The sequence below is a fragment of the Bacillus sp. T17B1 genome (assembly GCF_026796395.1).
Taxonomy (GTDB): domain Bacteria; phylum Bacillota; class Bacilli; order Bacillales; family Bacillaceae; genus Bacillus; species Bacillus spizizenii_A.
Genome location: NZ_JALAYA010000003.1, coordinates 33198 through 46863, shown reverse-complemented (window position 1 = coordinate 46863; position 13666 = coordinate 33198). Strand labels below are relative to the sequence as shown.

The following is a 13666-nucleotide window of genomic DNA, read 5'->3' as shown; positions in this document are numbered from 1 at the left end:
GAAAGATGGCAAATCCTTTTGAAAATGCGGATGGCACATATTTGGTGCTGATCAATGAAGAGGGCCAATATTCCCTGTGGCCCGGTTTTATAGATGTGCCGAGCGGCTGGACAGTCGTTCATGAGCAAAAAGGGCGTGATGCTTGTCTGGACTATATCCAATCGCATTGGAGCGATATGAGGCCCAACAGCCTAAAGCCTGTTGAAAATGTGTAATTGCATAAAAAAGAGACTGCTTGCCGCAGTCTCTTTTTCTATTTACGCAGACGTTTGGGTATGATCACAATCTCTGACCGGGTTTCCGTTTTCATCCGTACACCAAGATTGGGATAAAAACGCTAAAAACACTGCAGCCCACTGATCGGCGAATTGAATCAGAATGCCTCCGTCATGCCAAGAGCCGTTGTCTTTTTTCCAGCGGCTATCCATTGCATTCCCTTGATTCATATGGATATTGTGCATGCCGTTGGTCGGTTTAAAACCGAATATTTTATCTGCAGCCTGTTCCGGCCCAAATTTTGAACCGAATATATAAACTGGCGCTTTCTCTTCTTGCGCTTTCTTCATATACGTTTCAATAAAGTCATTTAAATCATTATCAGGCCCCATGATTTCATGCGGCAAGGGCTTCATGTCCCGCGGTTCAAACAAATTGCCCCGCACATAATCCAGCGCCACTTCACGGTTTGCCTCATTGATCTTTGTATATCCATACGGCATGTTCGGAAGGATCGTAATTGAGCTGGAATCAAACTGATCGTCAGCCAAATACAATACTTCAGATTCCTCAGAACTGGACATCACATTGATGGCGCACCTGTAATACGTATTCTCTTCACCGAGCACTTTGACTTGGAAATGAGGACTGTCTTCATCAGTTTCCCGCTTCATATCTAAGACAATGCCTTTTAACACGCCATATTGCTGAACAGCCATATGAATCCTCCTTTATGATCAAGTTTCATCGTTTTAGTTCGTGAAATGGTCTCTTTTTTCCTTCTGAAAAATAAAAAAAGCCTGCAGAAATCTTTCTGCAAGCTCGATGTCATTAAGCACCCGCCACAGATGACTCATCCTCTAAAGCTTTCTCGGCAGGAACATACTCATATCCTAAATCCTTTGCCACAGCTTCATAGGTCACGTGTCCGTTTGCTGTGTTTAAACCAGCTCTCAGTGCCGCATTGTCTGCAAGCGCTTTTGCTGCTCCTTTGTTAGCGATTTGCAGCGCGTATGGAACAGTAACGTTAGTCAGGGCGATTGTTGATGTACGAGGGACAGCGCCCGGCATGTTCGCCACAGCGTAGTGGACAACGCCGTGTTTTTCATATGTCGGCTGATCATGTGTAGTAATATGGTCGACAGTTTCGACGATGCCGCCTTGGTCGATCGCAACATCGACAATCACTGAACCCGGTTTCATTTGTTTGACCATTTCCTCGGTCACAAGAGTCGGAGCTTTAGCCCCCGGAATTAAGACCGCGCAAATGAGAAGATCCGCTTCTGCCACAGCATCTGCAATATTGACCGGATTAGAAATTAACGTTTTAATCTGATGGCCGAAGATGTCATCAAGCTGGCGCAGACGGTCTGCGTTTAAGTCGATGATGGTCACGTCTGCCCCGAGGCCGACAGCCATTTTCGCCGCGTTTGTGCCGACTACGCCTCCTCCGATAATCGTTACTTTTCCGCGGGAAACGCCTGGCACTCCGGCAAGCAGAATGCCTTTTCCGCCTTTAGGTTTCTCTAAAAACTGCGCTCCGATTTGCGCTGCCATTCTGCCTGCAACCTCTGACATCGGCGTCAGAAGCGGCAATGTCCGGCCGTCACTAACCGTTTCATATGCGATCGCCGTAACTCCTTTATCTTTCAAGGCCTGTGTCAGCTTAGGCTCAGCTGCTAAATGAAGGTACGTAAACAGCACAAGCCCTTCGCGGAAGTAGACATATTCTTCCGGCAGCGGTTCTTTGACCTTCATGACCATTTCGGCGTCCCATACCTGTTTCGGGTCAGCAATAATCTCCGCTCCTGCTGACTCATAGGCTTCATTTTCAAATCCGCTTCCAAGGCCCGCGCCTGTTTCAACCAGCACCCGATGGCCGTTTGAAATGAGCTGAGAAACGCCTCCGGGTGTTAATGCAACGCGGTTTTCATTGTTTTTTATCTCTTTAGGAACCCCTATGATCATATTTGTCTCCTCCTGTATCTGTGATGTATTTAGTGTAGCTTGATTCTTATGAAAATTCTTTGTTTGAAAAAGAAAATAAAAAAACCTGGATTTGTGAAATTTCACAAATCCAGGTGCCGAAGCTTGATATCTAAATAGATGGTGAACTTTTGATTCACATTTTTTAAATCGATTTCAGCAATCTGGCTGATGCGCTTGAGACGGTAATTCAACGTATTAACGTGTATATTTAACATCTTGGAGGCTGTATTCACGTTGCTGTCTGCTTCAATAAAACGCTCTAGCGTTTCTACCATATTTGACTGATGATCCCGATCATACTGTTCCAGTTTGGAAAGCGAATAATTAAAATATCCAGTCTGTTTCCGTTTTTCATCCAAGATATCCAGGTATTGATAAATGCCTAACTCAGAAAAACTGAAAAGATGTTTTGTCTCTTCTGCGAAACGTTCCTTTGCTTTTAAGACAGACAGTGCCTCCTGATAGGAGCGGGAGACAAAAGAAATAGAATGGTATATTCCGCCAAAAGCAATAGAAACGTCTTCTATTTTATAACGTTCTTTCAACTGTTTTTGCGTACTTAAAGCAAACTGCTTTAAATCTTGAAAAGGGTGATCTGTTTTAGGGGCGGTTAAAATAATGAGTTCATTTGAATCTACGGTTGTCAGCAGCACGTGAACCTGCTGGGTCGTTTCCTGTAAATATTGCAGCTGCTGTTCGATTTTTTCAGTCAGCTCGCCGTTTATCCGGATGATCATAACGGAAAACTCAGAAGGGGCGGCCATTCCAAGTTTGTGGAAGCCATCCGCCATGTCATGCTCCTGATAAATGTGGCCAGTCAGCATTTTCCAGAAAAACTCTTGGCTGCGTTCTTCATTTTTCGTTTTTCTGATTTGGAGTTTGAGAAGCTTGTTTTTTACTGCTTTTGTCGCCATCTGCAATGTCATTAGATCATCGTCAGACAAAGTTTTTTGGATCTCAAGCGCCCATATGAAGCCAAGCACTTGGTTGTTTTTCCATATGGAAATGGCAACGCGGTTGCTTAGTCCAACTTCATCTATTTGCTTTACCCTGATCGGCTGGTCCGTTTTTAAAAGAGCTGGAATTGTCCCGTCTTTCCACAACTTGTTAATGACCTTCTCAGGCACCCTTCTGCCAATGATTGTAGACGTTCGGGCAGGATCTGTGCAGTCGCTGTGAGTGCTGTAGGCAAGCAGCTTGTGGTTAACATCCTCTATGGTGATCGGGCACCGCAGAACATCGCTGATATGATCAGCTACATCTTCAAGTCTGTCAAAACTGTATTTAAACGGATCATTCGGCATAGTCATAAATCTCCCTACTTTTCATGCGATTTTTCTTTGACATCTCATCCCCTTCCTTTTATTATGATTGTTGTTGTTTGGGAAAATCAACAACAAAGAGAGGAAGCTAAAAAAACAGATACATAGCATATTGAAAGAACATTTTAATATATGATTTGGGGCAAGACTGATTAAGAAAGAAAAAACTGAACCTTTCAGAAATGGTGCTGTAGCATCAAATTTTCTGAAAGGTTTTTTTTGGAGTTGGCGAATCATTTGGGTCTTTTGGGTTATTCGGAGAATGAAGAAGAGATTAAGAAAATAAACCTACTTGTTTAACAATATATGTCATTTTTAAGTGAGTTGGGATAAACCATTGGACTCATTTTGTAAAATTAAAACATATTTGTTTGACTGTGCCGAAAAACTGTTTTTATAATAATGACGTTCTAAAAATAAGTGAATTAGCCCATATTTAGGCTGATGGCACAGGAGGTAATGAGGAATATGGCAGGATTAATTCGTGTCACACCCGAAGAGCTAAGAGCGATGGCGAAGCAATACGGCGTTGAAAGCCAAGAAGTATTAAATCAGGTTGATCGTTTAAATCGCATGATCTCTGATTTGAAAAGCATGTGGGAAGGTGCTTCAAGCGAAGCGTTCGCAGATCAATACGAGCAGCTCAAACCTTCATTTATCAAAATGTCAGATTTGCTTCAAGATGTGAATCAACAGCTTGATCAAACAGCAAATACACTTGAGTCTACTGACCAAGACATCGCAAATCAAATCCGCGGATAACAGTATGAAAGGGAAGGAGCGCCTGATTCACGAGAAGACGGCGCTCTTTCTATGTAAGGGTGATCCTAAAATGTATATTGATATTACAATAGATTTGAAACATTATAACGGCAGTGTCTTTGATCTCAGGCTGTCAGATTACCACCCGGTGAAAAAAGTAATTGATATTGCTTGGCAGGCTCAAAGCGTCGCTATACCTCCGCGCGAAGGGCACTGGATCAGAGTGGTTAATAAGGATAAGGCGTTTTCCGGAGAATGCAAGCTGTCTGATTGCGGCATTACAAACGGAGACCGGCTTGAAATATTATGAAAGGATCTGGTTGAATGTCAGGTAAACAAAAATCATATTTAGAAAACCAATTAGAAGCCGTTGCCGAGAAAACAGATGCCGGCTATACATTTACCTTTCAACGGGAAAAAATAAAGCTTCTGGACGGTCTCGAAGCCAACGTGATCAAAGATGTAAATCCATTTTTTCAAAAAGAGATCGATGTGACGGATGATGAAGTGATCATCACAATCCAACCTCCTCCCTCCTATAAAGCATTCCGCGTAATAAAGGCTAAAGATAAAAAAAGCAAATGGCAGTTTGCCTATCAGCTTGTTCAAGCTGTACAGCAGCACAATCTGTCGAGGCTGAATTTGATTGTCGCTCCTGAAAACATTGTATTTGATAAAGGCCTAACGCCTTATTTTCTCCATTATGGAGTAAAAGAAAGCATTCCTCCTTACGAGCATGATGAGGAAAGAGTGTGGGGGGAGCTGAAAGCGGCAGCGGCTTTGGCAGTTGACGGCGCTTTTAATTTTGAAGACTACCTGAAATTTAATGAAACGCTGACGTTTTCCGCAGAGGCTAAGGAGATATTGGATGCAGCGTCCTATGATGAACTGCTCGAACTGATTCAAACCCATATCGATGAGCTCGAAGCTAAAGCGAAAACATACATACATATCCCGAGAAAGAAATGGAACATCCAGCGATATATCGGCCTGGGGCTCATTGTTTTGCTAGTACCCGCTCTTATTTATTCGATGTATTCATTATTTTTCGCACAGCCAAAGCACCAGGCGATAGTAGACAGCAACCGCGCTTTCCTAAATAAGCAGTACAGTGAGGTTATCAGCAGACTGTCTAAGTACGATGCGGAAAGCCTGCCTGAATCGGTGCAGTATCAGCTTGCTTATTCCTATGTAGAAGTTGAAAAACAGCTTTTAGATTACCAACGGGATAATATTGAGAAGCTAGTGACATTGCAATCTGAGCCGCAGCATTTCCTTTATTGGATTGATATTGGTAGAGGGGATTATAAAGAAGCGATCAGTATTGGACATAAGCTCGAGTATAACCCATACATTTGGCTTGGCCTTTATAAATACAAGCAGCAGCTCTTAGCTGAGGATAGTAATGATGAAGCAACTCAAAAAGAACTTGATTCTGTTGACAGCGAACTTGATAAAGTGAATAAAGCTAACGCTGAACAGGAAAAAGAATCGAATACTGAGTCTTCAACAACTGATACAACGGAAGAGAAACAACAAGCTGAAGAGACTGAAGAGAAAGCAGCAGAAGAAAAAGCGAAAAAAGAAGAACAAGCGAAGAAAGAAAAAGAAACAGAAAAGAAAGATGAGAAAAAAGATGACAAATAACGTGAGATATGAAGCGCAGGTCATCGCATGCTGCCAGTCGGCCGTTAGGGGGTTCGCCATTTGAGTCTATTATGGGTTTTCTACCAAAATAACGTTCAAAAATTGAAACTGTCTGACCTCCCGGCGTCCCATCCGGTGACCATAGGGCCTGATGTGAAGGATTCCGTTACGATCGGCACCATTCCGTTTGAAAGCGGAATGATTTCTCTTCAAAGAAAGGAATCCGGCGGCCAATACGAAGTTTTCCAGGGAAATGATTGTCTTGGCACGATTGAGCCGGGTACATCATTTACCCTCCGAACGGATCAGCAGAGTATACACTTGATCTTGATGGGCAGTGAGCCTGAGAAATCCGTTTATTTTACGGGGGATCGGGATGAAATCATATGCTCTTCTGAAAAAACAAATGCAGATATTTATTTGAATCCGCAAGATTTTGCTTTTGCTGATCAAAGCACGTTTTCTTTGCTTCGTGTCGGCGAAAGGTGGTCGGTTCATCCTGAAAGCGGGACGATTTTCTTGAACGGAGAGAAGATCATCGCCAATACACCGCTCCAGCCGGGGGATGAAATGTTCTGGAACTTTACGCAAATGAGAGTGACGGAACAAGACCTTTTAGAAATTGTTCATTTTGCACCGTTTGAAACAGCATTAACAGAAACGGTCAAACCAAGCACAGAGATGCAGAAAAAATATCCGCAGTACAGAAGAACACCGCGGATGGTGTACGATTTGCCGGATGACCGCGTTTCTTTCAGTTTTCCCTCTCAGGAGAGCGATCAAACCAACAGAGGGCTGTGGCTCGTCATTCTGCCGCCGCTCGTCATGCTGATCGTGATGGGCGTGGTCGCCATCATCCAGCCGCGCGGCATATTTATACTCGTTTCTTTGGCGATGTTTATGATGACCCTCATTACCTCGACGGTGCAATATTTCCGGGATAAAAACCAGCGGAAAAAACGCGAGGAAAAACGGGAGCGCGTATATAAGCTTTACCTAGATAATAAGCGGAAAGAGCTTCAGGCGCTAGCTGAAAAGCAAAAGCAGGTACTTGAATTTCACTTCCCTTCGTTCGAACAAATGAAATACCTAACAAGTGAAATCAGTGACCGGATCTGGGAAAAGTCGCTTGAAAGCAAGGATTATCTCCAGCTGCGGCTGGGGACAGGAACAGTCCCTTCAAGCTATGAAATCAATATGAGCGGCGGAGACTTGGCCAATCGTGATATTGATGACCTTATGGAGAAATCGCAGCACATGCAGCGTGTCTATAAGGACATCCGCAATGCGCCGGTTACGGTGGATTTGGCGGAGGGGCCGATGGGCCTTGTCGGGAAATCTCAGATTGTTAAGAATGAGGTTCACCAGCTGATCGGACAGCTAGCGTTCTTCAATAGCTATCACGATCTGCGTTTCGTTTTTATTTTTCATGAAGAAGAGTATAAAGACTGGGAGTGGATGAAGTGGCTTCCGCAATTTCAAATGCCCCATATTTATGCGAAAGGTTTTATATATAATGAGCAAACCCGAGATCAGCTCCTGTCTTCACTTTATGAATTAATCAGAGAGCGAGATCTCGAAGATGACAAAGAAAAATTGCAGTTCAAACCGCATTTTGTATTTATCATCACGAATCAGCAACTGATCTCAGAGCACGTCATTCTCGAATATTTAGAAGGGCAGCATGAGCATCTGGGCATCTCTACAATTGTGGCCGCAGAAACAAAGGAAAGCTTGTCGGAAAATATTACGACCCTTGTCCGCTACATCAATGAGCATGAAGGCGACATTTTAATACAGAAGAAAAAAGCGGTAAGAATTCCGTTCCGCCTCGACCATCACCAACGCGGGGACAATGAACGGTTCTCACGCACACTGCGGACGCTGAATCATCAGGTCGGCATTACCAATTCCATTCCGGAAACGGTATCGTTCTTGGAGCTTTTCCATGCGAAGGAAGTAAAAGAAATCGGCATTCAGCAAAGATGGCTGACGAGTGAATCGTCGAAGTCGCTGTCAGTGCCGATCGGCTATAAGGGAAAAGATGACATTGTGTATCTGAACCTTCATGAAAAAGCTCACGGCCCGCACGGGTTGCTTGCGGGGACAACGGGGTCTGGGAAAAGTGAATTTCTCCAGACTTACATCCTGTCACTTGCGGTGCATTTTCACCCGCATGAGGCGGCTTTCTTATTAATTGACTATAAAGGCGGAGGGATGGCGCAGCCGTTTCGCAACATTCCTCATTTGCTCGGCACAATCACGAATATTGAAGGCAGCAAAAACTTCAGTATGCGTGCGCTAGCTTCCATTAAAAGTGAGTTGAAAAAAAGGCAGCGCCTGTTTGATCAGTATCAAGTCAATCACATCAATGACTATACAAAGCTGTACAAGCAGGGCAAAGCAGAAGTGGCGATGCCTCACTTGTTCTTAATTTCTGATGAGTTCGCTGAGCTCAAAAGCGAGGAGCCTGATTTTATCAGGGAGCTTGTCAGTGCCGCGCGTATTGGGCGGAGCCTCGGCGTTCATTTGATTTTGGCAACACAGAAGCCGGGCGGTATCATTGACGACCAGATCTGGAGTAACTCGCGCTTTAAAGTAGCGCTGAAGGTTCAGGATGCCACCGACAGTAAAGAAATTTTGAAAAACAGCGATGCCGCAAACATTACCGTGACAGGACGCGGTTATTTGCAGGTCGGCAATAATGAAGTGTATGAGCTGTTCCAATCCGCCTGGAGCGGGGCGCCTTACTTAGAGGAAGTCTACGGAACAGAGGATGAAATTGCGATTGTCACGGATACGGGCCTGATCCCGCTTTCTGAAGTGGATACCGAAGATATCGCGAAAAAAGACGTTCAAACAGAAATAGAAGCTATAGTTGACGAAATTGAACGGATCCAAGATGAAATGATGATTGAGAAGCTGCCAAGCCCTTGGCTACCGCCGCTCGCGGAACGTATTCCGCGCACTCTCTTCCCATCGGACGAAAAAGATCACTTCCACTTCGCGTATGTCGATGAACCAGATCTGCAGAGACAGGCGCCGATTGCTTATAAGATGATGGAAGACGGAAATATAGGCATATTCGGCTCTTCCGGCTACGGAAAATCAATTGCAGCCGCAACGTTCCTGATGAGCTTTGCGGATATATATACACCTGAAGAGCTTCATGTCTATATCTTTGATTTCGGTAACGGAACGCTTCTGCCATTAGCGAAGCTCCCGCATACCGCGGATTACTTCCTGATGGACCAATCAAGAAAAATTGAAAAGTTCATGATTCGAATTAAAGAAGAAATTGACCGCCGTAAACGTCTGTTCAGGGAAAAAGAAATCAGCCACATCAAAATGTATAATGCGCTGAGCGAAGAAGAGCTTCCGTTCATTTTCATCACAATCGACAACTTTGATATCGTTAAGGATGAGATGCATGAGCTTGAATCGGAATTTGTCCAGCTTTCCAGAGACGGGCAGAGCTTGGGCATTTACTTCATGCTGACAGCAACGCGGGTTAATGCGGTCCGCCAGTCATTATTAAATAACCTGAAAACAAAGGTTGTCCATTATCTCATGGATCAATCTGAAGGATATTCCATTTACGGAAGGCCGAAGTTCAGCCTTGAACCGATTCCGGGGCGCGTCATCATTCAAAAGGAAGAGCTTTATTTCGCGCAAATGTTCCTCCCTGTTGACGCTGATGATGATATCAGCATGTTCAACGGGCTGAAATCTGACGTTCAGCAACTTCAGGAGCGCTTTGCTTCAATGGAGCAGCCGGCACCGATTCCAATGCTGCCTGAGAGCCTGTCGACGAGAGAATTTTCTCTCCGCTTCAAGCTGGAACGCAAGCCTTTATCAGTACCGATCGGGCTTCATGAAGAAACAGTCAGCCCAGTCTATTTTGATTTAGGCAAGCACAAGCACTGCCTAATTTTAGGACAGACACAGCGAGGAAAAACAAACGTCTTAAAAGTGATGCTCGAGCATCTGCTTGATGATGAAACGGAAATGATTGGTTTGTTTGACTCGATCGACCGCGGTTTATCCAAATATGCAAAAGAAACAGATGTCGCATATCTGGAAACAAAAGATGATATTGAGCAGTGGATCGAAACAGCAGAAGATATTTTCAAAACAAGAGAAGCCATGTATGTAGAAGCCGTCCGCCAGGGAGATGCGCAAAATCTGCGATTCTCACAAGTGGTGCTGATGATTGACGGGATTACGAGATTCCAGCAGACGATTGATACGAGAATACAAGACCGTCTGGCAAACTTCATGAAATCCTATGCGCATCTTGGGTTCAGTTTTATCCCGGGCGGAAATCACAGCGAATTCTCAAAAGGCTATGACTCCTTGACGACAGAGATGAAGCAAATTCGCCATGCGATTGTGCTGATGAAAAAATCTGAGCAAAATGTCATTCCTCTCCCGTACCAAAGACAGGAGCCTGAGATTCAGCCGGGCTTCGGATATGTTGTGGAAAACGGGAAGGAGCAAAAAGTTCAAATTCCTTTATGTTCTGCTGAAAGGGAGAGTGCTAGATGACAGAACAACGAAAAAGCTTGATCAAGTTAATATCCGCCGTCATCATCATTTTGCTGCTGCCGGTTTTGTTTTTCCGCTTTATCGGGGAAGACCCGGCGAAAAAAGTAGCGAATTCAACGCGGCAAATCGCGGTGGTGAATGAAGACACAGGCGTATTGAGCGAAGAAGTGAAGTCTGATGAAGAGGACAAATCCGCCCAGTTCGGCAAGGAAGTAGCGACCGTTCTGGGTGAACGTCCCAATTATTCATGGACAGTCGTAAACCGAAGCGCGGCCGAGACTGGTCTCGCATCAAAAAAATACGATGCGATTGTCTACATTCCCTCAGATTTCTCAAAAAACATTCTGAGCTATGACAAAGACCATCCTCAAAAAGCAACGCTCGAATTCAGCATTCAAGATAACCTGAATGCGGTCAACAAAGAAAAAGTGCAGCGTGAGCTCGAGGATGCGCAAAAGAATATGAACAGTAAAATGTCGGCCTTATATTGGAATTTTGTGTCACAAAAAGTAGACAGCATCAGAGGAGAATTTGACAATATCGTCAACAAAGAATCTGAATTCCAGAATGTCATGTACAACTTTTACAAACCTAGCTCAAATGATTTAGCAGGTGAAATCAAACAGCAAAAAGACTTAATCGATGAGCTGAAGAAATCAATGAATGAAGCGCAAAGCACGACAAAAGAAAAAGCTTCAACAGCGGAAGAAGCCAAAAACACGCTGAAAGAATTCGTTGATACCGTTGAAAGGTACAAAGAATATCAAGAAAATCAGAAAAAACTGCTTTTGACAGCCCAAGATGCCACTCAGCAGCAAATTCACACAGGTCTGGATGCCATCCAAGCACAGCAAAAGGCGAATCAGTTCAGCGAACGCATGAGCGGACTGGCAACTGGGATTAGCCAAGCGAAGACGCAAATAGGTCTGACAAGCCTCGCGTTGGACAATGCTAAAAAGTCAAGGCAAGATCAAGTGTCAATGCAGGAAATGGGTATGGCGAAGATTCAAAGTGATCTTCTCGATGAGTATAAAAGAAATGTTTTGAAACAAGTGTACGGACTTCTGGTTGAAGCACGCGAACCAATTACTTTTGGAGACGATCTAGACCAAGATGAATCTGAGAATGATGATCAAGATTCTAAGGAAGAAGACCCTGAAGAATTAAGAATCGATCTTGAAAAACAGCGTGAAGAACTGAAAAACATCGCAGCTGACATTAAGGATATTTCAGACAATCTAAAGGAACCTGAAAAAGAGGAACCGACGCCAGAGGACCCGTCCACTGACAACCCTGACAAACCTGATGATGGAAACAACACAATTCCCGATGATACACAGGGAGACACCGGAAACAATGATAACAATAGTGATACCGGGACTGAAGGACAAACGGACGGCGATACTCAGGATCGTGACCAGCAGGGAACAGACGGTCAGGAGCAGAACGGTGATGCCTCTAATGGTGCGTCAGACAGCGGACAAACCGAAACGGGCACATCTGCCGAACAGACTGCTTCATCTGACTCAGCCCTTCAATTTATCAAGCTGGCAAATGAAGGCGGAACTGGAGAGTCAGGAGATACCGGAGGAGACGGCGGCACGACTCAGCCTGAGGATAAAGACCAAACAGGAAATGACGACATTTCTGATATTGAAAAAACGAAAGAACAGCTCAACAAAGTGTCTGAGCGAATCAAGCAAATTGAACAGGAAATAAAAGAAAAAGAAGAAAAACATAATGAAGAGCTCAATCAGAAACTTGAAGCATTGAAAGCACGAATTAAGGAGCTTGAGGGTGAAGTAGGGGAACTCAAAGACCAGGTAAAAGAATTAAAAGCTAAATTGAAATCAGAGCATGAAAAAGTATTTAATGATGGTATCTATAGAGCTATTTACGATTTAGAAGCGAAGAATCAACTTGGTTTTATAAAGTCCATTAAATCAGAAAATATTTCTTATTTAATGAGATACTATAGATATTTATCTGTTTATGACTCTTTATTATCTGGAACGATTTACAGCACTGCAAAAGCCAACGCTATTGAAGGCCAGCAGGGCAACGTCAAATCAGTCCTGGCTCTCTCACCAGCAGAATCAGCAAGCTGGGAAGAACTCAAAAACAACACGATGCAAACCGATGAAGACATTAACAGCTTTATCGACGGCATGACTAAATTTACAGAGGACTACAGCGGCTTCATCCGTGACTCTCAAGCAGGTGTTCTCGAGGAACTGACGAACATCTCTGAAAGTGCCGCAAAAGCGACAGAACAGCTCGTAACGGGCACAACACAAGAAGCAGCGACGTTCAGTAACGACGGGCTGTCTGGCACAATGGCACTGAGTATCCAAGATACAGTCGGCCAGGAAGTGCTGCAAATGTCAGACATGATGGGGTCATTGTCTGATCGCCAATCAGGCATTATTGATTACACGACGAATATGCAGCAAAGCGTCAATGATGTTCAGGCGAAAGCTGACACCTTAAACAACAACTGGGGGAAAAATGTCGCTTCCACGAAACTCGTACGCAATGACGTATACGGCATACTCGGAAATACATTAGTAGACGGCCAAAACAACGGCTATGTATATGATTACTTGGCAAATCCGCTTAAAATCAGCGGAGAGGTTCCGGAAGAAAAAATTCAGACGGTACCGCCGGTTGTCATCCTTGTCATTGTGTTGATCAGCAGCCTGTTAATCGGCTATTTCAGCTCGTATTATCAAAATGCGCCGCTTCTCGTAAAAGGAGCGCTATTCGGAATTCTGAATATCCTTGTCGGACTCATGATCAGCTTGTTCGGTTTGAATATTTATTCACTGCCGGACGATCAGACGATTAAGTGGTCGGTGTTTACGATTCTATTGCTGGTCGCAAGCTCTGCCTTCATCCGGACAGCATTCAGATTCGGTTCAATCCCTGGGTGGATCGCTTCAGCGGCAATGATTCTATTCTATGTCGCACCGCTTATTGATTTGATCATGCCGAACTTTACATTTGAAGATCCGGTTTCGAAAGTATATATCGACATCCAGTACGGTACAGGACACTTGTTTACAATGGGAATAACGGTTCTGCTGATCATTGCGGTAATTGCCGCGGCTTTGCCGCTGATTATCCGGATGATGGCCGAACACACAGCAGAAAGCGATGAAACGTATGAAGCGTAATCGCAG

8 protein-coding genes and 1 pseudogene are annotated in these 13666 nt (G+C 44.2%); 6 read left to right on the top strand and 3 right to left on the bottom strand.

All coding sequences use genetic code 11. From position 1 onward, the window contains the following. The first annotated feature begins 5 nt into the window (after positions 1-5). Positions 6-215: an MbtH family protein gene (locus tag MOF34_RS02280; RefSeq protein WP_019715576.1), complete on the top strand. Its 210-nt coding sequence runs from the start codon at positions 6-8 to the stop codon at positions 213-215. A 42-nt stretch (positions 216-257) separates the two neighbouring features. On the opposite strand, the gene MOF34_RS02275 is transcribed toward MOF34_RS02280, so the two are convergent. The 3 genes and pseudogenes from MOF34_RS02275 to adeR all read right to left on the bottom strand — a co-directional run bounded on the left by MOF34_RS02275 (position 258) and on the right by adeR (position 3552). Further along, the gene (locus MOF34_RS02275) at positions 258-935 is read right to left on the bottom strand and encodes a YukJ family protein (RefSeq protein WP_019715575.1); all 678 of its coding nucleotides are present in this window, start codon (positions 933-935) and stop codon (positions 258-260) included. A gap of 112 nt (positions 936-1047) precedes the next feature. Then, the gene (gene ald / locus MOF34_RS02270) at positions 1048-2184 is read right to left on the bottom strand and encodes an alanine dehydrogenase (protein WP_019715574.1); all 1137 of its coding nucleotides are present in this window, start codon (positions 2182-2184) and stop codon (positions 1048-1050) included. A gap of 101 nt (positions 2185-2285) precedes the next feature. After that, a pseudogene (gene adeR, locus MOF34_RS02265) lies at positions 2286-3552 on the bottom strand (sporulation transcriptional activator AdeR). A gap of 443 nt (positions 3553-3995) precedes the next feature. Between adeR and MOF34_RS02260 the strand changes: the two are divergent. From MOF34_RS02260 to esaA, 5 genes are all read left to right on the top strand, one after another. Beyond that, complete coding sequence (locus tag MOF34_RS02260; RefSeq protein WP_003220661.1) at positions 3996-4289, top strand: WXG100 family type VII secretion target; 294 nt, start codon at positions 3996-3998, stop codon at positions 4287-4289. Between the two features lie 70 nt (positions 4290-4359). Continuing rightward, entirely contained in the window at positions 4360-4599 is a 240-nt protein-coding gene (gene yukD, locus MOF34_RS02255; RefSeq protein ID WP_268394952.1) for an ESX secretion system protein YukD, read from the top strand. A gap of 14 nt (positions 4600-4613) precedes the next feature. Further along, on the top strand, positions 4614-5936 hold the full coding sequence (gene essB / locus MOF34_RS02250; RefSeq protein WP_268398277.1) for a type VII secretion protein EssB: 1323 nt from the start codon (positions 4614-4616) through the stop codon (positions 5934-5936). 60 nt (positions 5937-5996) lie between these two features. Further along, positions 5997-10484 carry a type VII secretion protein EssC gene (essC, locus tag MOF34_RS02245; RefSeq protein WP_268398274.1) on the top strand — a complete coding sequence of 1496 codons (4488 nt, stop codon included), beginning with the start codon at positions 5997-5999 and terminating at the stop codon, positions 10482-10484. Next, positions 10481-13660, top strand: coding sequence for a type VII secretion protein EsaA (esaA, locus tag MOF34_RS02240; protein WP_268398273.1), 3180 nt, complete (start codon positions 10481-10483; stop codon positions 13658-13660). The genes essC and esaA overlap by 4 nt, the downstream gene beginning before the upstream one ends. Positions 13661-13666: the final 6 nt, after the last annotated feature.

What these genes read in the sequence shown, in the direction of transcription:
- MOF34_RS02260 (WP_003220661.1), top strand. Translation starts at nt 3,996, where the DNA reads ATGGCAGGATTAATTCGTGTCACACCCGAAGAGCTAAGAGCGATGGCG.
- essB (WP_268398277.1), top strand. Translation starts at nt 4,614, where the DNA reads ATGTCAGGTAAACAAAAATCATATTTAGAAAACCAATTAGAAGCCGTT.
- MOF34_RS02275 (WP_019715575.1), bottom strand. Translation starts at nt 935, where the DNA reads ATGGCTGTTCAGCAATATGGCGTGTTAAAAGGCATTGTCTTAGATATG.
- MOF34_RS02280 (WP_019715576.1), top strand. Translation starts at nt 6, where the DNA reads ATGGCAAATCCTTTTGAAAATGCGGATGGCACATATTTGGTGCTGATC.
- ald (WP_019715574.1), bottom strand. Translation starts at nt 2,184, where the DNA reads ATGATCATAGGGGTTCCTAAAGAGATAAAAAACAATGAAAACCGCGTT.
- esaA (WP_268398273.1), top strand. Translation starts at nt 10,481, where the DNA reads ATGACAGAACAACGAAAAAGCTTGATCAAGTTAATATCCGCCGTCATC.
- yukD (WP_268394952.1), top strand. Translation starts at nt 4,360, where the DNA reads ATGTATATTGATATTACAATAGATTTGAAACATTATAACGGCAGTGTC.